We start from the raw sequence: 21,845 nt of genomic DNA, 5'->3' as shown, positions 1-21,845 counted from the left end.
GCATAAATCCGCGCCGTACGGAACCTCAAAAATTTTCAGCATAACTGGGGCAATCTTACTATATTATTGTTCCTAAGATTATGCTTTAATTTTACAACTCAAACCTTAAAACGAATAACAGCAATACAGTCCTAACAATTAATATCTATAATTTCAAGTATTTAGATAAAAATAAATACATTTTTGTATAAATACTAATCATCTACAGATAATTTAAAGGCTAATTGTAACTTGATTTACTGGGTTCAGCTTAGTTTTTCAGCTTTAATAAATTGGTTATTTAAATCTAAAAGTCTATTAACAACCCAATTCTTCGAGAACAGCCTGATAGTTTTCTTGAACTTGATCCAGTCCAACCACCACTTCTTGACGAGTTTCATTATTCTTCACAGTGACTTGGTTGCTTTCGATCTCACTTTCACCTAAAGTAATGATGGTCTTCGCTCTGAAAGCATCTGCTGACTTGAATTGTGCCTTAAGCTTGCGGTCCAAATAGTCTCGCTCGGCCGCAAATCCTTGATTCCGAAGGGCTTGCACCAATTCCAAAGCGCTGCGATTGGCAGCTTCACCCAAAACAGCAATATAGGCATCCAAGCCTGTCTCAAGTGGCAGAGCTGCTCCCTGTTTTTCTAAAATCAAGAGGAGACGCTCCATTCCCATACCAAAACCAAAGGCAGGGGTTTCTGGTCCACCGAAATAGTCAACCAAGCCATCATAACGGCCACCCGCACAGATAGTCAGTTCGCTGCCTGCCACATCAGTCGTAAACTCAAAAATCGTGTGATTGTAGTAGTCCAGACCGCGCACCATATTGGTGTTAATGACATAAGGAACGTCCAAAGACTCTAGCATTGAGCGGACAGCCGCAAAATGCTCCTGGCTCTCCTCGTCCAAAAAGTCCAAAATCGAAGGAGCCTGCGCAACAGCTGCCTTATCTTCTTTTTCCTTCGAATCCAGCACCCGCAGCGGATTTTCCTCCAAACGACGCTGACTATCCTTAGAAAGACTGTCTTTCAGCGGAGTCAAATAATCAATCAAGGCCTGACGATAGGCAGCGCGACTTGCTGCATTGCCCAAACTATTCAGCTGCAGCGTCACCTGCCCAATTCCAATTTCCTTGAAGAACTGAGCCGCCATAGCAATCGTTTCTACATCTGTCGCTGGATTTTCAGAGCCAAAGCACTCCACCCCGATTTGGTGAAATTCGCGCAAGCGACCAGCCTGAGGCCGCTCATAGCGGAACATAGAGCCCATATAATAAAGCTTAACTGGCTTTTGAACCTCTGGCGCAAAGAGCTTGTTTTCGACATAAGAACGAACGACTGGCGCAGTTCCTTCTGGCCGTAGCGTAATATGACGGTCCCCTTTATCGTAGAAATCATACATTTCCTTGGTCACGATGTCTGTCGTATCCCCAACAGAACGACTGATGACCTCATAGTGCTCAAAAATCGGTGTCCGAATTTCCGCATAGTTGTATTTTTTAAACGTCTTACGAGCAAACTCCTCCAGATACTGCCATTTAGCAGATTCCTGAGGGAGAATATCCTGAGTTCCTTTAGGTTTTTGTAATTTCATTTTCTAATCCTCTGCAACTATATAATATCTATTATTTTACCATAAATCAGATGTTTTGAGGAGTTAGAGCAGAAAAATTCCCTCCGAGAGACTAAATCCGTTTTCATTCGCCAGAATTTCTTGAAAAATTGTCAGAATTATGAGAAAATAAGACCACTATTCTATAAAGGAAGAAGGACAGAAGATGAGAGACGATATCAAAATCAATGACCGAGCAGCTGCAATTCAGGATAAATTGGTGGAGAAGCTCGAGCGTATTTACGATCCGGATGTAGAGCTGGATGTCTATAACTTAGGGCTGATTTATGAAATTAACTTAGACGAAAATGCCCACTGCAAGGTTGTTATGACCTTTACTGATACAGCCTGTGACTGTGCTGAGAGTCTGCCCATCGCCATTATGGACTCTCTGAAAAAAATAGATGAGATTGAAAGTGCCTCTGTTGAGGTTACTTGGTCTCCTGCTTGGAAAATCACTCGTATCAGCCGCTTCGGCCGCATTGCTTTGGGAATCAGTCCTAGATAAGAAGATGATTCGTTTATCAGCATTTAAAACAAAAACATCAAACCCGCTAGAAAAACTAGCGGGTTCTTTTGTCATATATAGGCTATTTCTTGCCGGTTTCTTCTGGTTTCCAGAAGTCAGTAACAGCACCTTTAGCAGCAGAAGATACCATGTGGGCATATTTACCAAGTACCCCGCGACTATAAAGCGGTGGAATAGTCGTTTCTGCCTTACGTTTCGCCAGTTCTTCATCAGATACCGCCATGGAAATTTCCTTGGTGTCTTGGTCAACCGTGACCATATCGCCTGTACGAAGATAGGCAATCGGGCCACCATCCTGGGCTTCTGGAGCAATGTGTCCGACAACCAAGCCGTAAGTACCGCCTGAGAAGCGACCATCGGTCAGAAGGGCTACCTTGTCTCCTTGACCTTTCCCTACGATGATAGACGAAAGTGACAGCATTTCTGGCATACCAGGGCCACCCTTTGGTCCAACGTAGCGAACTACAACCACATCGCCATCGACCACTTCATCGGCCAGTACCGCATCAATAGCGGCTTCTTCTGAGTCAAAGACCTTAGCTGGTCCAACGTGACGGCGTACCTTGACACCTGATACCTTGGCAACCGCGCCATCTGGTGCCAGATTACCATGCAAGATAATCAATGGACCATCCGCACGTTTTGGATTTTCAAGCGGCATAATGACCTTCTGACCTGGCGTCAAGTCAGCAAAGTTAGCCAAGTTTTCCGCCACCGTCTTACCTGTACAAGTGATGCGATCCCCGTGCAAGAAGCCGTTAGCCAAAAGATATTTCATAACGGCAGGCACACCACCGACATTGTATAGGTCTTGGAAGACATACTGACCAGATGGTTTCAAATCCGCCAAATGCGGCACGCGCTCTTGAATAACATTAAAGTCATCCAAGGTCAGCTCCACATTGGCCGCATGGGCAATGGCCAACAAGTGCAGAGTGGCATTGGTAGAGCCGCCCAGAGCCATGGTCACTGTGATCGCATCTTCGAAGGCTTCGCGAGTCAGAATGTCAGACGGCTTGAGCCCCATTTCCAGCATTCGGACAACAGCTCGACCAGCTTCCATGATATCATCCCTCTTATCTTGAGATTCTGCTGGGTGAGAAGAAGAGCCTGGCAAGCTCATACCTAGAACTTCAATAGCTGTCGCCATAGTATTAGCCGTATACATACCGCCACAGCCACCAGGGCCAGGGCAGGCATTACACTCGATGCGGCGTACTTCCTCAGCAGTCAAATCGCCATGGTTCCACTTCCCGATTCCTTCAAAGACGGAAACCAAGTCAATGTCTTTTCCATCAAGATTCCCGGGTGCAATAGTTCCGCCGTAGGCAAAGATAGCAGGAATATCCATGTTAGCAATAGCAATCATGGAGCCAGGCATATTCTTATCACAGCCGCCGATAGCGACGAAGGCATCCACATTATGTCCGCCCATGGCAGCTTCGATAGAGTCTGCGATGATGTCGCGTGAAGTCAGAGAGAAGCGCATGCCCGGTGTTCCCATGGCAATCCCGTCTGCTACGGTAATTGTACCGAACTGAACAGGCCAAGCACCTTGTTCTTTTACTCCTTCCTTGGCTAGTTTACCAAAATCATGTAGGTGAATATTACAAGGCGTATTTTCTGCCCAAGTCGAAATCACTCCGACAATCGGAGTCTCAAAGTCCTTGTCTGTCATCCCTGTCGCGCGAAGCATGGCGCGGTTAGGAGATTTGACCATACTATCATAAATCTTACTTCTGTGGCGTGTATCTAATTTATCTGTCATGTCTTTCCCTTTCATTGTAGTCATCTTTGTGCTTTATTATACCACACTTATGCTCTGTTGGATAGAAGAAAATTTTTAAATTTTCAGAATATTGGAATAATAATCCAAAAAATAGATGCAACTGCTAAAAAGCTTTGCTATTGTCCAAAAGAAAATCAAAAAATTCTGTCAAGTAACTTTACTTTACAAAAAAGTTTTGTTATACTGTTAAAGTTGATGAAAATCATGAGATTGCATCGAATTACATTCTAAAAGGAGAAACAAACAATGGCAGTACCTGCACGTCGCACTTCAAAAGCGAAGAAAAACAAACGTCGTACACACTATAAAGTAACAGCTCCATCTGTAACTTTTGACGAAACTACTGGAGATTACTCACGTTCTCACCGTGTATCACTTAAAGGATACTACAAAGGACGTAAAATCGCTAAAGCTGCTGCAGCTGAATAATAGAAGGGAGATACCATGCGCGTAAATATTACACTTGAACACAAAGAATCTGGTGAACGCTTGTACCTTACTTCTAAAAACAAACGTAACACTCCAGACCGTCTTCAATTGAAGAAATACTCACCAAAACTTCGCAAGCACGTTGTGTTTACAGAAGTGAAGTAAGCATTCACTACGAATCAATACAGAAGAAAAACGCTGATTTCAAGCGTTTTTTCTTTTTCTTGAATTCAGTACATTGCAGTATAAATCATTTGAATCACTACTTTTTTCACTACCTTTATTTGAAATGAGAATATCGATTCGGACAATCAAAAGTAAGAGGAACTTCATTATGAGGCTCCTCTTTTTCTATGCTTGCTCCAGCATCTATTTTACCATTGTATTATAATAAAACAGCTTATAAATTTATGTGCTCAGCTTTATTCAGCTCGATAAGCTGGAATCTGTTTACTTACGGTACTCCTCTACTTTAGATTCATACTTTTTTAAAAGTTCCCGTGAGTAAACTTTTTCATGTATCGAGTTTCTAACTTCTTTCCAGAGAATAGCTGCAACTTTTAACTTGTTAGAATAACAATCGCTCAATTCATCTAAACAAAAGTCTTTTAGAAACTGATTCCATTGGCAAGCCGAACTATCATACTTGGCATAATCTGACTCACCATAATATATTTTAATCATATCTTGAATAGTGAATGTTATATCTTTATCCCTTTTTACTTTTCGCCAAGCCGTTGCCATATCAGCACTAAATTTAAAGGGACTAATCCCTGTTATAGCTGAAAAATAATCTCGAAATTTTTGGTTAAAAGAAAAACCACAGTTAAGTAACGGAGTCTCCAAAGTTATCACTTCGACTTGACTTTTGTTTCCTTTACTCAAAAATTTTTCTACTTTATTTCCCCTAAAATATTGTTCGATAATATAGTTCAATTCTTGCTTCGTACATCTATACTCTAATCCAAGCGACTTACAAATTTGTGAAAGTTCTTCTCGATACCAATAGTATCTATTAAATTCTTCAAATGATTTTATATCTCGAAAATCAGGTCTTTTTTCTCCCATATGCACACCTTAATAAATTAAAATTTGTCATACAATCAATCTATTTACCAACTTGTAAACCCGTCTTATCACTTTACTTTCTAAGTTCCAGCTATCGAGCTCAATTTTAAGCAACTCTGGAAATTTCTTACTAACATCCCCTAAAGTATTTCCAACCGATTTTCTCACATATTCGCTTGCATCTTCTTTTAAGTTTGCAATCTTTCAATAGCTTCATTCGGATTTCCTTAAACTATGATCTACTCGTCTATATTCTTAACCCCTCTATAACTGCTCTCCTTGTATTAGGATTGAATAACCAGAATACAATCATAACTGTTCATATTATATCATTATTTCTAAGATATTATTTCTATCAACTTCAAATCCTTCAAAAAAGAGAAGAGAAATGGATAAAATTCGGAGAAAAACTCTTATAAAATTCCAAGAAAACCCTTACTTTTGAAAATATTCATTTTAATGCAATAAACTTTGACAGATGCCCTACTAGCCTTTATAATAGTATTATTACTAAAATTAGGGAGAGTATGTCCATGCCAAATAATGAAGAGAACAAAGGTATGTTTCGTAATTTTTTAGGTGGCTTTAAGCGTCTTATAAAAGGAGAAGAGGACGAATCATCCACTTCTGCGGTTCATAACAATGAAGGAAGTACCCCACAAGTCAATGTGAACCCAGAAGATAGAGAAAATTTCCTCATTGAGAAAGCTTTGGAATCGATCCAATACTACGACCGCTTGGATGTTATGAATATCGGTGGAGAAGAGGATCCAGACGAATCTCAAGCTGTAGAAAGTGAAGCTAGTCTGGAGCAAGAAAAAATGGTAGCGAAAAGCCAGGCAGCTAGCACGACAGAATCTGCTGAGACAAGCATTTCTTCAGATTCTATGAAAAAGAGGGGCTTGAAGAGCACTGCTGATTCAATATCTCTATCATTAAGTATAGAAAGTAAAAAGGCTTCTCGTAGTTTGGAAGTAACCGAATCACAGACACACAGTTTGGAAGTTGGGCAATCTGACAGCAAAGAAACGGATACTTCTGCTAGCTTGTCAATTGCGCAAAATCATGCCTTCGAGCAATCAATCCTTGAAGAAAATAGAGCGTCGCTGAGCTTATCAATTTTCGAATCTGTTTCTCAAAGCATGGCCGCTGAAGAGTCTCTCAGTGCGGACAACGAAGCATCGCTAAGCTTGTCGATTGCTGAGTCTGTGGCGCAAAGCATTGCAATTCAAGAATCTATCAGCGCGGAATTCGAAGCATCTCTTAGCCTGTCAGCAGCAGAATCTGTTTCTCAAAGCATTGCTATCCAAGAATCGATCAGTGCAGAAATCGAAGCATCTACTAGCTTGTCTGTGGCAGAATCTATTTCTCAAAGCATTGTCATCCAAGAATCAATCAGTGCGGAGGCGGAAGCGTCGCTTAGCCTGTCCGTTGCTGAGTCTGTTTCTCAAAGCATTGCCATTCAAGAATCAATCAGTGCGGAATTGGAAGCATCTACTAGCTTGTCCGTTGCTGAGTCTATTTCGCAAAGCATTGCCATTCAAGAATCAATCAGTGCAGAAACAGAAGCATCACTGAGCCTGTCGGTGGCAGAATCCGTAGCGCAAAGCATCGCCATCCAAGAATCTATCAGTGCGGAGGCGGAAGCGTCGCTTAGCCTGTCCATAGCAGAGTCTGTTTCTCAAAGCATCGCCATCCAAGAATCTATCAGCGCGGAAATCGAAGCGTCTGCTAGCCTGTCTGTAGCTGAATCTGTGTCTCAAAGCATTGCCATTCAAGAATCGATCAGCGCGGAAATCGAAGCGTCTAAGAGCTTATCTGTAGCCGAGTCTGTGTCTCAAAGCATTGCTATCCAAGAATCTATCAGTGCGGAAATCGAAGCATCTACTAGTCTGTCGATAGCTGAGTCTGTGTCTCAAAGCATCGCCATCCAAGAATCTATCAGTGCGGAAATCGAAGCATCTACTAGTCTGTCGATAGCTGAGTCTGTGTCTCAAAGCATCGCCATCCAAGAATCAATCAGCGCGGAAATCGAAGCATCTACTAGCTTGTCCGTTGCTGAATCTATTTCTCAAAGCATTGCAGTCCAAGAATCGATCAGTGCGGAAATCGAAGCATCTACAAGCTTATCTGTAGCTGAGTCCGTTTCGCAAAGCATTGCCATTCAAGAATCGATCAGCGCAGAAATCGAAGCATCTACCAGCTTGTCTGTAGAAGAATCCCAAGTCTTAGATAGAGCTATTGAACAGTCTATTATCACGGAAAACGAAGTGTCTACTAGCTTATCTATCGTAGAGTCTGAAGCACTAAGTAAAGCGATCAAGTTATCAATTAGTGCAGAAAATGAAGCGTCTATCGGCCTGTCTGTGGCGGAATCTGCAGCCTTAAGTCGAGCAATTGAACAATCTATTAGCGTGGAGAATGAGGCCTCGCTAAGCCTATCTGTTACTGAAAATGAAATTCAAAGCATCGCAATTGAACAGTCTATCAGCCTAGAAAATGAAGTATCTACTAACCTGTCTATGGCGGAATCCGAAGCGAAAAGCGTGGCCGTAGAGCAGTCTATCAGCTTGGAACAAGAACAGTCACGCAGCCTGTCTATCGCGGAATCACAATCACAACATGCGGCGGTAGAACAATCTCGCAATCTGGAACAGGAATATTCATACAGTTTGACAGCTGCGGAATCTAGAGCGAAAAGAGATACTATTGAGCAGTCTACCAGCTTGGAGCAAGAACAATCATTTAGTTTATCTACTGCAGAATCTAAAGTCCTCAGTAGAGCCGTTGAACAATCAATTAGCGTCGAACAGGATCATTCATTCAGCATTTACCTTGCCCAATCTGAAGCCCAAAGTAAGATCATTGAGCAGTCTATCAGCCTAGAGCAAGAACAGTCACGCAGCCTATCTGTTGTGGAATCACAATCACAAAGCATCGCTATTGAACAATCAATGAGCGTGGAAAGAGAGCGTTCAATCAGTCTATCTATTGCTGAATCACAGTCACAAAGAATGATTATTGAACAATCAATCAGTGCAGAGAGAGCCCATTCGATCAGTCTGTCTGCTGCCGTATATCAATCGCAAAGCATGGCTTCTGAGTTTACTACTGTCACACAGAATCTATCAACCTTGGCCATGATTACTAAAAGACAGAAAAAATAAGCTCAGAACAAGCAGCGAATGAATACTGAAAGGAACTAATATGATTAGAAATATTCTATCAAGTAATGGTAAAAGTCTAGGAATCACCGACATCCTGCCCCAGTATGGTGAAGACTATCGTCTCTCTGTCATGGACGGAACAGTTGACTATCGAACAATTCCCCTAGGAGCCTACGATTTATTCAAACAAGGCTATAGTAAACAGGATTATCTGGCAGATATTGAAAAAATTAAAACAATGGGCTTCAATACCTACCAGCTGTCCTTTTCATGGACTCGCCTCTTCCCGACCGGAGAAGAGCGAAGACCCGATGCTAAGGTCCTTGCTTTCTATGAGTCAATTATCGATGCACTGCTCGAAAATGACATTGAACCAATTGTGACCCTGTCTCATTTTGACTTCCCTCTTCATTTGTATGAAAAATACGGCGCATGGAAAAGCCGGCAAATGATTGCCATGTATGAAAAGTATTGCGAAGCCGTTTTGACCCACTTTAAAGAAAAAGTCACTTACTGGATTACCTTTAAAGAAATGAGCGCTCTTTCCTATTTGCCATTCTTAGGCGCTGGACTACACTTTGACAGCACGGAAAACCAAGAGCAACAAATTTGGCTGGCTGCTCATCATCAGCTAATCGCATCTGCAAATGTGGTTAAGCTCGGCCAAACCATCAATCCAACCTTCCAATTTGGTAGCTTGATTACCATCAATAGTGATTCCCATCAAGAAAATCACTCAGCTACCGATGCCTTGGGCCATGAGCTGAACAGACGTAAAAACTACATTTTTACAGATGTGCAGACCAAGGGCCACTATCCAAACCACTTCCTTCGCTACATTGAGCGAAATCAGCTGGATCTGGGCATTACGGAAGAGGATGTCTTCGCCTTAAGAGAAGGCATCGTGGATTTTGTTGCCTTCTCACATTATGCGGCGGAAAATATCCAAGATTTGTTTACCAACAAATATGTCCGCAAAAATGTAGAAACTTGTCTTGCACAACCTGTTCTTCTTCGCATTGCCATGTCTGAGCTATACGAGCGCTACCACAAACCTCTATTGGTCATTGAGACTTGTTCTGAGGTCTCTGACCACCCGCAATTAGCTAAGAACATTCAAGACAACGTTCAAGAAATTATTAAATCCGTTGAGATTGACGGGATTGAGTTGCTTGGCTACACACCATTTAGCTGGAGCGATGTAAACATCTAGGATCCAGTCCCATTTCAAAACATAGAAAAAATCTCCCTAAGAAAGTGGACAACCACTTGTGGGGAGATTTTTTGATGTTTTAGGATAGAGATCAAAGCCTTACTCTTTTCCTTTGCTACCTCTAAAAATCCGATAGCTGGTCTCAGCGACAGACAGGCCGATGATGGTGTGCATATCACCTGTAATTGAGCGGATAAAGCGAGGATCCAGCTCCTGAAAGCCATAAGCACCCGCCTTGTCTAGCGGACGCTTGTCATGCAGATAGGCCCCGATGACAGCCTCTAATTCTGGGTAATAATCCACAAAGTCCACCTGCGCCACGGTGTAAAAAACTTCTAGAAAATCCTGCATACGTAGGCAGACCGAGGTCACTACATGGTGACTCTTATCAAAGTAAGAGCGAAACATCCGACTGGCTTCAGCTAAATCCTGTGGTTTATTGTAAATCTGATCATCCACTACGACGATGGTATCAGCCGAAATATAAAGAGTCTCGGCTTCTAAGTCCAAATCAGACTTGGCCTTGGAAATCTCACAGCAAATCTTGGCTGCCTTGGTCAGAAAGTCCTGATCATCGATGCTTGCCATACAATGCTCTTCGATAGCTCGCTCGTCCACTTCTACAGCCTGAATCTCTGGATTCAAAAAGCTCAGCAATTCCTTGCGTCTGGGCGACGTAGATAGCAGGACAAAGCGGCGAATCTCTCCTTTTTCACCTTCCCTTTGGTAGTCAAAAACCGTCTTCATGATTGTCCTCCTGTGTCCTTTAATTGAAAGAGTTCTTCCACCCGCAAATCAAAAACCTGAGCGATTTTTAAAGCCATCTCTAGCGAGGGATTGTAGCGATTATTTTCTAAGTGCAAGATCGTTTCGCGCCGCATTCCAATGCGGTCAGCTAACTCCTGCTGGGTCATGCCTCTGGATTCGCGGACAGATTTGAGATTGGTGATAATATTGCTTTCCTTGGCCATTTTTAACCTCTCTTTTCAAATAAAAAGAAGACAAAACCAAAGAGCAAAACTAAGACACCAATCATGATGAAAAATATTCCGACATTGACTGTGATGGATCCTATATTAGCACTAATCCCTGCAAGCACCAGTAAAATTGCTATACAGACGGCAAACATCAAAGTCGCTGCTTTTGCTAGATTGGCATAAAAGCGCTCGTCTGCTCTCTCCTTGACCTTTTTCAAGGCAAAAAATAAAAGAAAGAGAAACTGGATAGCGAGGAGGCTTCCCAAAGCAATGTGCTTTATAATGGGCGGATTGGTGCTCGGAGTCCACAACCAGATTCCGACAGTATAGATAGAGGTTGCCGTAAGATTCAACAGATTATAAAATTTCATGGTCAGATCATAGACCTGCTTTTCTTGAATCTCTTTCATCTTCTTAGGCCATGGTTTCATGTGAAACCAAGACCAGATGCTTATAAGCTGACCTATACTTACCAGACCGACAATCATCCACTTGGCTGACCAGCTGAGATTGCTGGGTGCAAGGAAAACAGTAAAATCAATAAAGAGAGCGGTGGCGACCAAAATGAGGCCACCCATTTTTTGACTTTTTTTCATGATAGGCTCCTTTCGTAGTGTTATAAATATTTAACATCTTTATGTTATAAATATATCACACACAAGAATAAAAGGCAAGCATTTATGTGCTGTTTGGGAAAATTTTTCCGCAAACAAAAACCCCAGAATTTCTCTGGGGAGCTGGCTTATTCTTTACCAATACAATATTCTTGGTGTTCCTGCAAGCTTTCATCGGTCTGAATGGTCACTTTGGCAATGCCATAAACCAAAAGCCTTTGGCGCAGGACAGCCTGCGTTTCAGCCAGCAAATTTGGATTTTTCAGACAGATATGAAGCATGGCAAATTTTTCCAAGCCATCTGTTGTCCAGACATTGAGCTGGGTGATGGCTCGCACATTTTCCAGCGCTGCTATTTCCTGATAAAGCTGACTAAGATCCACATCGCTGGGCACATGGTCTAGGAAAATCTGGATATTCTCCCAAAATTTTGGCAGAGCCTTGCTGAGAATAAAGCCTGCGATGACGAGAGAAAGCAGCGGATCCAGGAAATACCAATCGGTGAAGCGCAAAATGAGAGATACGAGAATAACCGCTAGCCAGCCCAAGATATCCTCAAGAAAATGCAAGCTAAGAATGGATTCATTGTGACTGTGGCCATGGCTGACGACTCTGCTAGCTGCTGTATTAACGGCAATAGCGACAATTCCCAAAACCAGCATGCCATCATAATTCACCTTCTCAGGAGCAAATAATTTAGGGACATTTTCCACGATTACCAAGGTCGAACCGACCAGCAAAATCACCGAAGTCAAGAGGGCACCCAGCAGGCTGTAGCGTTTATATCCTAGGGTATATTCTCGGTCTTCTTTTTTTGTGGAAATCTTCTCAAAAAGAGTCGATAGGCCAATAGCCAAGGCATCTCCCGTATCATGAACCGCATCGGCTAAGACAGCGCTAGAATGAAAGAGAAGCCCAAAGATAAACTCAATAATAGCAAAAGAAAAGTTCAAGAGAAAAGCGATTGTCATATTTTTACTGGATTTCATGTGAACCTCCTTATTTATTTTCCCAAAGGAATAATACTTATGGTATAATCTAATCAATACCGAACACTCTGTTCAATTATATTATCTCCTATTATTAGAAAGGAAACAAGAGCCAGTTCATGCCCTTTGTCTCTTAGCAGACAAAAAGCTCTTTTTGTACGGAATTTCCATGGATAGACGAGTAAAAAAATCACGCGCAGCCATTTACCAAGCCTTTATCAGCCTGCTCAATCAGAAAAGTTACGAAAGCATCACCGTTCAGGAAATCATTGACCTAGCAGATGTAGGTCGCTCCACCTTCTATAGCCACTTTGAGACCAAGGAAACCCTGCTGGAGGAACTCTGCCAAGAGCTCTTTCAGCATACCTTTATCGAGCGCTCTGAAGGACGCGATTTATTTGAAGCGACGGCCCATATTTTCCATCACTTTCGGAAAAATCAGGATCGGATAGCCACCCTTCTCCTAGCTAAAAATACTTATTTCATCAACCGCTTGAAAATCGAGCTAGAGCGCTATCTCTTTCCCATGATTGAGCAGACATTATTGCAGAAAAAAAGCCATCTGCCAGACAACTTTTTAAAAAATTATGTGACGTCAACTTTTGTGGAGACGGTCAGCTGGTGGCTGCAGCAACGAAATCAGGTTGACGAAGACACGATTTCTCGTTATTTTCTGGACTTGATGGACTAAGCCGCAATTCACCTATCATTTTCTAAAAAGATATGGTATAATCGTTCCTTGACGTACGAAAGGAGATTGACTATTTATGAAAAAAGAACACTCACCATTTTTAATTCCAGGTATAGTGATGATCGGGATAGCACTGCGGGCTCCTTTTACTGTTTTGCCTATCGTTCTGACAGACATTGCGGAGGGGCTACAGGTTCCAGTTAGTTCCCTAGGCCTCTTGACCAGTCTGCCTTTGATTATGTTTGCCCTCTGCTCAGTCTTTGCTCCGCGCTTGGCGCAAAAGATGAGCTTGGAAAAACTGTTTGCTATTGTTTTACTCGTGCTAACTCTAGGCTCGCTGATTCGCGTATTTAATCTTCCCTTACTCTATACGGGGACTATTATTTTAGGAGCGGCTATTGCTGTCTTAAACGTCCTTCTTCCGAGCTTGATTCAGGCCAATCAGCCGCATCGTGTCGGTCTTTTGACAACTCTCTATATCACATCGATGGGACTGTCGATCACGATTTTGTCTGCTTTGGCTGTTCCCATCGTTCAAATGAGCTCTTGGCAAGGTCTCATTTGGATATCAACCCTGATTTGCTTTGTGATTCTCCTGGTTTGGTTGCCCAATGTCAAATATAGCCATCGCTTGGCAGCTAAACAGCAAGGAAAGCAAGAGCAAGGAGCTCTTCTAAAAAATCCAAGAGTCTGGGCCTTAATTTTATTTGGTGGCTTACAGTCACTACTCTTTTATACCAGTATGACTTGGTTGCCAACCTTGGGGCAGCAAGCTGGCCTTTCTACTGATACGACCGGACTACTAGCAGCGGTCTTTTCTCTGATTAGCCTGCCCTTTTCGATGACAATTCCTAGCTTGACAGCGCGCTTGAAGGCTCGTCAACGTCTAATTATGATTAGCTTGGTTTCTGCGGCAGGTCTGATCGGCATTACCATGCTCTTGATTCAGACAGATTCCTTTGCTTATTGGCTGATTCTTAATCTGCTCATTGGTATGTCTGTCAGTGCTCTCTTCCCCTATCTCATGGTGACCTTCTCCCTCAAGACCTCTACGCCTGCACAAACGGCTCAACTATCCGGACTGGCTCAAACTGGAGGATACGTCCTAGCCGCCTTCGGCCCGAGCCTCTTTGGCTACAGCTTTGATTTGTTCCACTCTTGGACACCAGCCATCCTCATCCTCCTCGGACTGACCGTCATCATGACTATGAGCCTCTTTTACATAGAAAAATTTGATAAGATTCTATAAAACTTCTGATTCTCCATCAGGAGTTTTTTGCTGCCAAGTTTCTTGTAATTTTCAAAATTCGCTTGAAATCATCTTGCCTTCATCTTACCTGCTTGATTTTTTGATTATAACATAATTTCAAAAGGATTTTTCATATTTTTGACAAAAATACTTATATTTCATTATAAATACTTGCATATACTTAAACAATAGATTATAATGAACTTATAAAGAAGCAGAAAGGATGGGAAAGATGTATCAAGAGCAACGGCTTTCAAAAATGCTGGAACTTTTGGAGGATAAAAAACAGCTGGCAGCCAAGGACATGGTGGACTATTTTCAGGTTTCAAAGGACACTATTCGCCGTGATTTCTCAATTTTGAGCGAGCGAAAACTAGTTCAGCGCACCCATGGCGGGATTATTCCTTTGGAAACTAGTCGGCAAATTCCTTCTTTCAACGACCGTGTCAGCCAACTAAACCAAGAAAAAAAGGCCATTGCTCAGAAGGCTCTGGACTTTCTCAAACCCAATCAGGTCAATTTCTTTGATGTATCGACGGTGGTTCTCAAGCTGGCTCAGCAAGTTCAGCAACCGATGACGATTTTTTCTCATTCTTTGGACAATGCCATCATGCTGAGCGATCAGGAGCAGGTTGCTTTCCATCTTTTAGGTGGGAAGTTCTACTCTAGAAATCGTTTTTACTACGCCCTCAATGAAGCCGAGCTGCTCAGAGAAATTTCTTTTGATCTAGCCTTCATCGGAGCTGCAGGTCTGAAAAATGGCCAAATCAGCTTTGAAGATCAGGAAGATGCCTATCTAAAGAAGCTAGCTCTCAAGCGGGCCAAGACAAAGATTCTGCTGGCTGAGCAGGCTAAAGTTAAGAAAGAGTCAACCTATATTTTAGGAAATATCAGCGATTTTGACTACTGGATCACCGATCAAAAACCTAGCCCTGAGCTAGAAGCCCTTCTGACTGGAAAAGTCACCATTATTTACTAGCTCGATAAGATTTCATTTTGTAGCTTATGGAGGAAGCAACCATGACCAATCAAGATATTCGCTTGATTATCAGCGACATTGACGGCACAATCCTTGATGACCAGCACCAAGTAGATTCGCAACTGAGGGAGCAGATTCCCTTGCTAAAAAAAGAAAACATTCCCTTTGTCCTAGCTTCTGCCCGCTCTCCTCTGGGCATGGAGCCAATTGCGCGTGAGCTGGGACTGGGTGATAACCCACTAGCCTGCTACAACGGTGCTCTGGTCATCAAGGGTGACCCGCAAGATTACAAGACCATTATCGAGCATCCATTGGATAAAAAAGAAATCCGCACTTTTCTGGAACTGGTCAAAACTAAGTTTCCTAGTGTTTCCATCAATCTCTACTCTGGTAAAGATTGGATTGCTGATCATTTGGACAAGTGGGTACAAATTGAAGCCGATATTACAGGTGAGCAGCCTATTATTCAAAATATTCTGCTGCCCGTTCTAGATATGCTCATTTCAGCCCATAAGCTGCTGTTGATTGATGAGACAGCTGTTATCCAGCAACTCCATGCCTACTTGCAAACGATGGATTTTCCAAATACGGCCTTCTACCTGTCCAAGGACAACTATTTGGAAGTCACACATAAAGAGGTGTCAAAAGAGCTGGCTCTTCTGGAAGTGGCCAAGTACTACCAGATTTCGCTGGAGTAGGTCATGACAGTTGGAGACAACTTCAATGACCTTCCGATGCTACGACTGGCTGGTCTGGGAGTCGCCATGGGCAATGCTCCTGAAACAGTTAAAGCTGAGGCAACAGTCGTCACTAAAAGCAACAACCAACATGGGGTCGCCAAAGCTATTGAGGAATATGTTTTACTATAATGCAAAAAAATGGCTCTATAATTTCTGTAGTGGGTAAACCACTGTAAGAGTTATGAAGCCTCTTTTGTTGTAGAAAAAAAGTCCCATAAGACCTATAATGAAAAGCGACCAAACCATCATTAGAAAGAATCTTATGGAACAATTAAATTTTATCACAAACTTACTCGGAATAAAAGACCCTGATATTACTATCTTAGATGCTCTAGATGCGGGTACACATAAAGAAATCATCGCTAAGCTAGATTATTCTGCTCCTGAATGCTCCCACTGTCAAGGACAAATGGCTAAGTATGACTTCCAGAAAGAATCCAAAATCCCCTATCTAGAGTGTGCGGGATACAAAACGCTAATTCGGTTGAAGAAACGACGTTTTCGTTGTAAATTCTGCGGGAAAATGGCTGTCGCAGAAACTTCCTTAGTCAAGAAAAACCACCAAATCGCAACCATCGTCAAGCAGAAAATCGCTCAAAAACTGATCGAGAAAGTCCTATGACGGCCATCGCCGTAAGTTTATCTGTATCTACTTCCACCGTCATTCGTAAGTTGAAAGAATTCAAATTCAAGACAGATTTATCTTTCCTCCCAACTCACATGTCTTGGGATGAGTACGGCTTCAAGAAAGGAAAGATGAGCTTTTTTGCTCAAGATTTCAATTCAAGAAGGATTATAGTTATCTTAGATGGGCGGACACAAGTGACGATTCGCAATCACTTCCTTCGTTATTCCAGACAGGTGAGAAGTCTCGTCAAGGTCATTACCATGGACATGTTTAGCTCCTACTACGATATTGCCAAAAAACTATTTCCATGCTCTAAAATCGTCCTCGACCGCTTTCACATTGTACAGCATCTCAATCGGACTATGGACCGCCTCCGCATCCAAATCATGAATCAGTTTGATAGGAAATCACACGAATATAAAGCACTCAAACGCTACTGGAAACTCATTCAACAGGATAGTCGGAAACTAAGTCACAAACGATTTTATCGTCCAACTTTTCGGTTGCACTTGACCAATAGAGAGATTCTAGAGAAGCTACTTTCTTACTCTCCAGAACTCCGAGAACACTATGAACTCTACCAACTCTTGCTTTTTCATTTTCAAGAGAAACAGGCTGATCATTTCTTTGATCTCATTGAAGATATCATTTCTTGTGTAAATCCCATCTTTCTAACTGTTTTTAAGACCTTTTTGAAAGATAAGGACAAAATCCTGAACGCACTGGAACTTCCCTACTCAAATGTAAAACTAGAAGCTACGAATAACCTCATCAAAATCATCAAGCGCAATGCTTTGGCTTTCGGAACTTTGACAATTTTAAAACTAGAATTCTCATCGCTTTGAACATCAAAAAGGAGAGAACCAATTTGGTCCTCTCTAGGTTGTAACTTTTCAACAACCCACTACAGTTGACAAAGAGCCAAAATAATCACTGTTAATAATATTCTTCAGTTAAAGACATATAGAACATTATCACTGTGCACTATTTCATGATTTTACCACTATTCAAGCCTTTCATAAAGACCAATTCAACTAATGTAATTTTATAAAATAGAACGATTAGTTTTTATACTTTGCTTTTGTCAACCAAAAAGTAATTAGAATAGAAAATACACTTGATCCAATAATAGCAAGAATAATCCAAAACTGATTATTTTCTGGTGAGATGGCAATCGTCTTAGATTCCTTTTTAACTTCAATTGGTTGAGACAAGAAATTCATAACATTTTGATTCGTTATGCCGCCATTTCGAGCATTCTTCATCAATTCTTTAAAGTTATTTGAATAAAGCCGATTCTCTTGAATAACTGTTGCTTCATTTACAATTAATTCATTTGTTGTAGATGCTGTTTTATCAATATTCTCTTTTACAGCCTGAACTTGACTTAAAAGATGTTCAAATTGTGGTTTAATTGTTCCAAGCGCTTCATGATTTTTAGAAGTCTCTTTAGCGCTATTTTGAGTAGTAGTCACTAGAGCCTCAATTGAAGTATAAATTTGATTTGAAGCTTTCTCACTATTTTCCAACGCTACTCCATTAGCAGTTTCCTTATTAACTATGTTTGTGGACTGTTTCGTCTGAAGATCCTTCCAACTTTGATATTCAGATTCAAGGGAGCCTTTGGCGTTAGTATACCAATCTGACAAAGCAGTTAATCTATCTTTAAAATAGTTATTGGGAAGGTATAAGTTTTCATCTTTATCTTCAGATGCCCCTAGCTTAGGCATGTCTGTCAAACTTTTTTCTTGTTTAGAAATGGTTAAATCAATCTCTTCTAATAATTTCTTACCAGATTCTTTGAAACTCTCAACTTGCGTATCAAGTAATTGACTAGCAATATCGTTGCGACTAATATTCCCATACATTGAGTAAACTGAGGTTGAAGCAGGAGAAGCGATATTGACTGTCATATTTCCTAAATTACTAGGTGCTCCATAGATTGCCTGCACCATAGAAGAAGCTCGTTCAATTCTCCCTAAATATTGTAAAATCGTCTTCAAATCTTTTTTGACAAGCTCATATTCTTCCTCCTTGTTACTTACATATATAGTTTTAGTAATCGGAATTTTAGTATCACCAATGTGTAAAGTAAAGGAGATGGTATTCTCACCATATTTAGGCGTAAAACTATAAGATATCCTTAACTGATGAGGAGCTGCATCACTAATTTCTTGTGCTCCCCCATCTAAAGCCAGAGATAAGTCAGAAGTATTAGTAGCAATATCTGTAATAAAGACTTGTGCCTTTGGAGTTTCATACTGTACTGTGCCACTTGTTGAAGAAGCTACAGTTTGTCCACTAACAGAGTTTGTTGTAACTGCAGTGCTACTGCTTGCCCCTGAAGCTGTCTGAGATGAGCCGCTAGGAGCTACAGAGGAACTACTTCCAGGTGTTACTGCGGGAGAAGATGTTTTAATTGTTGGTTGAGGAAGTTGCACCGTGATTGGAATATCACCATTTTTTTGTGTCAACTGATCATTTGTTACCTTTACAAATTCGAATGCAGGTGCTTGATTTGTTGTTGCACCATTAATTCGAGCATAATCTGCTAGTAGGCTCATCTGAGCTTTATATGTATTTATTTCAGCATCCGATAATGCATTTATAGTCTTAAGCTTATCAAATAAAGGTTCGTAGCTAGCAGGATCAATATTCGTTCCAGCTAACTCATTATTAATCATATTGGTAAACTCTTTTGGTAAATTATTCTTTCTCAAACTATTATCAATCTGATTAGCTAAGACTTTTTTAGCCTGTGCTATTAAAAATTTATCATCATTCAGTTTATCCTTAGGAAGTTCCTGACCAAAATAGTTATTAGATATGGTTTTCCGCTCTTCTTTAAGCTCTGCGACTCTCTCTTCTAATTCTTTTTTTCTAGCTTCAATATTATTTTTGTAATCACCCACTGTACGATTGTAGTCTTTTACAAGATTAGCAAGCTTATCAAGTTCTGATTCCGATTTCGATTCTTCATTCAATTTCAAGTCCGTTGAATTGTCAAGTGACACAGATAGAGGGCCTAGTTTATTCATATCTTCTAAAATTTTCTGATTAAATATACTAGCTTGTATATCATTTTCCTTCTGTTGTGCCTTTAATATTTCAAGCATTTCCGAAATGTTCTTTGCATCTACCTCCTTTTTGGCATCAAAGTGACTTTTCACTTCAGTCATTTGCTTATTCAAGTCTGTTCCAGTGGTATCTAGCAGCGATACAACCGAATCAGAAAACTGCTTTTGGGCTTCTTCAAATGAATTATTGTTCTTTTGCAAAGATGTAGTAAAATCTGCAACTCCTACAATAGATTGCATAGCATCGCTTGAATAAGGATAAATAGTCTGAGAAATTTTTGTATATGCACCTGATTGCTCGTTAACAACGTTCTCAACATTTCTTTTGGCATCATCTAGATTATTGATAACACTAGAGAAATACATTTTAATGACATTCTGATTAATCAGATTGAGATATTCTCCAACTTTAAGCTCAACATTTTTTGCCTTGGCTGAATCTAAATTAGATTTTGTTTTGTACGTAATCTTAGCTTTGCTTGGGTTAAAACTTTCTAATTGAACAATTTTTTCAGAAAACTGTTGCTCAATATAAACAATAACATCTACCGACCCATCTTCAAATCGATTTTCAGCAATATTTCTTGACATAACAGTCCATTGATTAGTTGAATCTTTAGACAAGAGGGTCGTAAAATCGCTTCCGAAGTTATAGCTCTCTCCTTGTAGCTTTCCTCCCATATCTTCGTTAACCAAAGCAATGTTTAGTTTGCGATCATTCACTTTATTAGTTACTGAAACTTCTTGATTTTTAAAATGAATAAAGGTGATTGATGAAACTGTCAACAAGCTAATAAATAAGCTGACAGCAATTATGACTTTTTTCATATTATTCTCCTTTGAATTGTACTCTTCTAGTATAGCAATATTAGCATGTTTTTTCAAATACTTATTATCAATTACTTACAAATAATTAACGATCTAAGCGCATTTTATCAGTCTATAAAAAATCCCAAGAGAAAACTCTCGGGATTCCTACTCTATTTATTAAACTCTTCTACTGTAAATCTGTCATAAGAAATCTTACCAACTTCTTCGTCATAGCGAGACAGAAACTCCTGAAACCGACGGTCAATATAGCCAATAAACAGCACTTCATCTATATCTTCTTTATTGAAAAAGATAATATTTTGATTCACTAAGCCAAGTGGCAGAGTGACAGCTCCAAAGTCAAAGTAACCTTGCGCACCGTCTTTTTCTGTAACTGGGCACTGATTGATGATCATAAACGGCTCTGCGCTATCCTTTACTCGGACAACACTTCCAATCGGTAAAGCAGTACGTTTTGACATTATTCTACTCCTTCTAAATACTTCTTCGCTTCCTGAACATAGAAAAGCTCAGGATTTTCACTAGAGATGCTTTCAAATAGACTACGTGCACGGGGTTCATCGCCTTTTAACTGGGCGTTGAGCGCACCGTAATAAGAAAACATAATTTTAGACAGTTTGTTTTGAGGTGCTGTTGTATCAAAATAATCATTCACTTCCTGATTGAACACGATATCCTTGATTGCCTCTGCTTGAGAAACCAAGGTTCCTTTAGTATTTTTCCAATCAGATGCTTTCAATAATTTTTCTTCAAAGTGGACTATTGCCCTTTCGTCTTGTAAATGAATAGAGATGAGAAGCTGATAATATGATTGAATTAATTGATGACTCAGTTTGTATTGCCTAGTAACCTTTTGAATATCTGACTGATCAAACTCAGCCTGTGCCAAAGAAAATTCTCCTTGTAAAAAATAAATTTGCCCTTTAACATGATGTAGAGTTTGAATATAATGTGGTTGATCATATTTAATGGAATGATCTGCTGCATACTCGTAAAAACTTTGATATTTTCCTAGATTAACTAATTCATTTTTTAAATAATTCATAGCTCCATTGAATAAATATTTTACTCGATAAACAATGAATAATATTAGCCAAAGCAAAATAGCCATGCTACATACCATCGAAAATTTAGTTTTATCAAATAGGAAAAATAAACCCAGCACCCCCAAAAATGTAGCGATAGAAACCAAAACTTTCATTAAGATATCTACTACAAAAAACAGTCTATAATTTTCTAACTTAGAAAAAAATATTATAGATTTACTTATTTTCATTTG

Annotated in this window: 18 protein-coding genes and 3 pseudogenes; 10 read left to right on the top strand and 11 right to left on the bottom strand. The window is 40.5% G+C overall.

What is annotated here, in order from left to right:
• Nucleotides 1–297: 297 nt before the first annotated feature.
• Entirely contained in the window at nt 298–1,578 is a 1,281-nt protein-coding gene (hisS, locus tag D8791_RS00505; RefSeq protein WP_125445903.1) for a histidine--tRNA ligase, read from the bottom strand.
• Nucleotides 1,579–1,762: 184 nt separating this feature from the next.
• Here hisS and D8791_RS00500 point away from each other — a divergent pair, with 184 nt between their 5' ends.
• On the top strand, nt 1,763–2,104 hold the full coding sequence (locus D8791_RS00500; protein ID WP_125445902.1) for a metal-sulfur cluster assembly factor: 342 nt from the start codon (nt 1,763–1,765) through the stop codon (nt 2,102–2,104).
• Nucleotides 2,105–2,186: 82 nt separating this feature from the next.
• On the opposite strand, the gene ilvD is transcribed toward D8791_RS00500, so the two are convergent.
• Nucleotides 2,187–3,908 carry a dihydroxy-acid dehydratase gene (ilvD, locus tag D8791_RS00495; protein ID WP_376739476.1) on the bottom strand — a complete coding sequence of 574 codons (1,722 nt, stop codon included), beginning with the start codon at nt 3,906–3,908 and terminating at the stop codon, nt 2,187–2,189.
• A 252-nt stretch (nt 3,909–4,160) separates the two neighbouring features.
• On the opposite strand from ilvD, the gene rpmF reads away from it, so the two are divergent.
• Both rpmF and rpmG read left to right on the top strand, forming a co-directional pair.
• Nucleotides 4,161–4,343 (top strand): 50S ribosomal protein L32, encoded by a 183-nt coding sequence (gene rpmF / locus D8791_RS00490; RefSeq protein ID WP_008809991.1) that lies wholly within the window; start codon nt 4,161–4,163, stop codon nt 4,341–4,343.
• Nucleotides 4,344–4,358: 15 nt separating this feature from the next.
• Complete coding sequence (gene rpmG, locus D8791_RS00485) at nt 4,359–4,508, top strand: 50S ribosomal protein L33 (RefSeq protein ID WP_001265622.1); 150 nt, start codon at nt 4,359–4,361, stop codon at nt 4,506–4,508.
• Nucleotides 4,509–4,793: 285 nt separating this feature from the next.
• Here the strand turns inward: rpmG and D8791_RS00480 are convergent, their stop codons facing one another.
• A complete protein-coding gene (locus D8791_RS00480) occupies nt 4,794–5,411 on the bottom strand; it encodes an SAP domain-containing protein (RefSeq protein ID WP_125445901.1) in 618 nt (205 codons plus the stop codon).
• A 27-nt stretch (nt 5,412–5,438) separates the two neighbouring features.
• Nucleotides 5,439–5,712, bottom strand: a pseudogene (locus D8791_RS10555) (phosphomethylpyrimidine kinase); the annotation flags it as partial.
• A gap of 259 nt (nt 5,713–5,971) precedes the next feature.
• Between D8791_RS10555 and D8791_RS00470 the strand changes: the two are divergent.
• On the top strand, nt 5,972–8,578 hold the full coding sequence (locus tag D8791_RS00470; RefSeq protein WP_260473495.1) for a serine-rich family protein: 2,607 nt from the start codon (nt 5,972–5,974) through the stop codon (nt 8,576–8,578).
• 40 nt (nt 8,579–8,618) lie between these two features.
• Nucleotides 8,619–9,791, top strand: a complete 1,173-nt coding sequence (locus tag D8791_RS00465; protein WP_125445899.1) for a family 1 glycosylhydrolase — start codon at nt 8,619–8,621, stop codon at nt 9,789–9,791.
• A gap of 99 nt (nt 9,792–9,890) precedes the next feature.
• Here the strand turns inward: D8791_RS00465 and D8791_RS00460 are convergent, their stop codons facing one another.
• The 4 genes from D8791_RS00460 to D8791_RS00445 all read right to left on the bottom strand — a co-directional run bounded on the left by D8791_RS00460 (nt 9,891) and on the right by D8791_RS00445 (nt 12,371).
• Nucleotides 9,891–10,538 carry a Maf family protein gene (locus tag D8791_RS00460; protein ID WP_125445898.1) on the bottom strand — a complete coding sequence of 216 codons (648 nt, stop codon included), beginning with the start codon at nt 10,536–10,538 and terminating at the stop codon, nt 9,891–9,893.
• Complete coding sequence (locus D8791_RS00455) at nt 10,535–10,762, bottom strand: helix-turn-helix transcriptional regulator (RefSeq protein ID WP_125373146.1); 228 nt, start codon at nt 10,760–10,762, stop codon at nt 10,535–10,537. Before D8791_RS00455 ends, D8791_RS00460 begins: the two co-directional genes overlap by 4 nt.
• A gap of 2 nt (nt 10,763–10,764) precedes the next feature.
• Nucleotides 10,765–11,364: a DUF3796 domain-containing protein gene (locus D8791_RS00450; RefSeq protein ID WP_125445897.1), complete on the bottom strand. Its 600-nt coding sequence runs from the start codon at nt 11,362–11,364 to the stop codon at nt 10,765–10,767.
• Nucleotides 11,365–11,510: 146 nt separating this feature from the next.
• Nucleotides 11,511–12,371 (bottom strand): cation diffusion facilitator family transporter, encoded by an 861-nt coding sequence (locus tag D8791_RS00445; protein WP_125445896.1) that lies wholly within the window; start codon nt 12,369–12,371, stop codon nt 11,511–11,513.
• 169 nt (nt 12,372–12,540) lie between these two features.
• Here D8791_RS00445 and D8791_RS00440 point away from each other — a divergent pair, with 169 nt between their 5' ends.
• The 5 genes and pseudogenes from D8791_RS00440 to D8791_RS00420 all read left to right on the top strand — a co-directional run bounded on the left by D8791_RS00440 (nt 12,541) and on the right by D8791_RS00420 (nt 17,547).
• Nucleotides 12,541–13,062 (top strand): TetR/AcrR family transcriptional regulator, encoded by a 522-nt coding sequence (locus tag D8791_RS00440; protein ID WP_125406478.1) that lies wholly within the window; start codon nt 12,541–12,543, stop codon nt 13,060–13,062.
• Between the two features lie 76 nt (nt 13,063–13,138).
• Nucleotides 13,139–14,311: a CynX/NimT family MFS transporter gene (locus D8791_RS00435; protein WP_125445895.1), complete on the top strand. Its 1,173-nt coding sequence runs from the start codon at nt 13,139–13,141 to the stop codon at nt 14,309–14,311.
• Nucleotides 14,312–14,543: 232 nt separating this feature from the next.
• The gene (locus D8791_RS00430; RefSeq protein WP_125445894.1) at nt 14,544–15,290 is read left to right on the top strand and encodes a DeoR/GlpR family DNA-binding transcription regulator; all 747 of its coding nucleotides are present in this window, start codon (nt 14,544–14,546) and stop codon (nt 15,288–15,290) included.
• Nucleotides 15,291–15,331: 41 nt separating this feature from the next.
• Nucleotides 15,332–16,159, top strand: a pseudogene (locus tag D8791_RS00425) (Cof-type HAD-IIB family hydrolase).
• Nucleotides 16,160–16,292: 133 nt separating this feature from the next.
• Nucleotides 16,293–17,547 (top strand): annotated as a pseudogene (locus D8791_RS00420) (ISL3 family transposase).
• A 172-nt stretch (nt 17,548–17,719) separates the two neighbouring features.
• Here D8791_RS00420 and esaA read toward each other — a convergent pair.
• From esaA to D8791_RS00405, 3 genes are all read right to left on the bottom strand, one after another.
• Nucleotides 17,720–20,563, bottom strand: a complete 2,844-nt coding sequence (gene esaA, locus D8791_RS00415; protein WP_125445893.1) for a type VII secretion protein EsaA — start codon at nt 20,561–20,563, stop codon at nt 17,720–17,722.
• A 152-nt stretch (nt 20,564–20,715) separates the two neighbouring features.
• Nucleotides 20,716–21,027, bottom strand: a complete 312-nt coding sequence (locus D8791_RS00410) for a DUF4176 domain-containing protein (protein WP_125445892.1) — start codon at nt 21,025–21,027, stop codon at nt 20,716–20,718.
• A complete protein-coding gene (locus D8791_RS00405; RefSeq protein ID WP_223368135.1) occupies nt 21,027–21,842 on the bottom strand; it encodes a hypothetical protein in 816 nt (271 codons plus the stop codon). Before D8791_RS00405 ends, D8791_RS00410 begins: the two co-directional genes overlap by 1 nt.
• Between the last annotated feature and the right edge of the window lie 3 nt (nt 21,843–21,845).

It is taken from the genome of Streptococcus cristatus (genome assembly GCF_003943515.1).
Taxonomy (GTDB): domain Bacteria; phylum Bacillota; class Bacilli; order Lactobacillales; family Streptococcaceae; genus Streptococcus; species Streptococcus cristatus_D.
The sequence above is the reverse complement of the archived record's forward strand: the minus strand, read 5'-3'. Positions and strand labels throughout refer to the sequence as shown.

Bases quoted from the DNA above. Each gene is read 5' to 3' on its own strand.
- hisS (WP_125445903.1), bottom strand. From the start codon at position 1,578: ATGAAATTACAAAAACCTAAAGGAACTCAGGATATTCTCCCTCAGGAA.
- D8791_RS00500 (WP_125445902.1), top strand. From the start codon at position 1,763: ATGAGAGACGATATCAAAATCAATGACCGAGCAGCTGCAATTCAGGAT.
- ilvD (WP_376739476.1), bottom strand. From the start codon at position 3,908: ATGAAAGGGAAAGACATGACAGATAAATTAGATACACGCCACAGAAGT.
- rpmF (WP_008809991.1), top strand. From the start codon at position 4,161: ATGGCAGTACCTGCACGTCGCACTTCAAAAGCGAAGAAAAACAAACGT.
- rpmG (WP_001265622.1), top strand. From the start codon at position 4,359: ATGCGCGTAAATATTACACTTGAACACAAAGAATCTGGTGAACGCTTG.
- D8791_RS00480 (WP_125445901.1), bottom strand. From the start codon at position 5,411: ATGGGAGAAAAAAGACCTGATTTTCGAGATATAAAATCATTTGAAGAA.
- D8791_RS00470 (WP_260473495.1), top strand. From the start codon at position 5,972: ATGTTTCGTAATTTTTTAGGTGGCTTTAAGCGTCTTATAAAAGGAGAA.
- D8791_RS00465 (WP_125445899.1), top strand. From the start codon at position 8,619: ATGATTAGAAATATTCTATCAAGTAATGGTAAAAGTCTAGGAATCACC.
- D8791_RS00460 (WP_125445898.1), bottom strand. From the start codon at position 10,538: ATGAAGACGGTTTTTGACTACCAAAGGGAAGGTGAAAAAGGAGAGATT.
- D8791_RS00455 (WP_125373146.1), bottom strand. From the start codon at position 10,762: ATGGCCAAGGAAAGCAATATTATCACCAATCTCAAATCTGTCCGCGAA.
- D8791_RS00450 (WP_125445897.1), bottom strand. From the start codon at position 11,364: ATGAAAAAAAGTCAAAAAATGGGTGGCCTCATTTTGGTCGCCACCGCT.
- D8791_RS00445 (WP_125445896.1), bottom strand. From the start codon at position 12,371: ATGAAATCCAGTAAAAATATGACAATCGCTTTTCTCTTGAACTTTTCT.
- D8791_RS00440 (WP_125406478.1), top strand. From the start codon at position 12,541: ATGGATAGACGAGTAAAAAAATCACGCGCAGCCATTTACCAAGCCTTT.
- D8791_RS00435 (WP_125445895.1), top strand. From the start codon at position 13,139: ATGAAAAAAGAACACTCACCATTTTTAATTCCAGGTATAGTGATGATC.
- D8791_RS00430 (WP_125445894.1), top strand. From the start codon at position 14,544: ATGTATCAAGAGCAACGGCTTTCAAAAATGCTGGAACTTTTGGAGGAT.
- esaA (WP_125445893.1), bottom strand. From the start codon at position 20,563: ATGAAAAAAGTCATAATTGCTGTCAGCTTATTTATTAGCTTGTTGACA.
- D8791_RS00410 (WP_125445892.1), bottom strand. From the start codon at position 21,027: ATGTCAAAACGTACTGCTTTACCGATTGGAAGTGTTGTCCGAGTAAAG.
- D8791_RS00405 (WP_223368135.1), bottom strand. From the start codon at position 21,842: ATGAAAATAAGTAAATCTATAATATTTTTTTCTAAGTTAGAAAATTAT.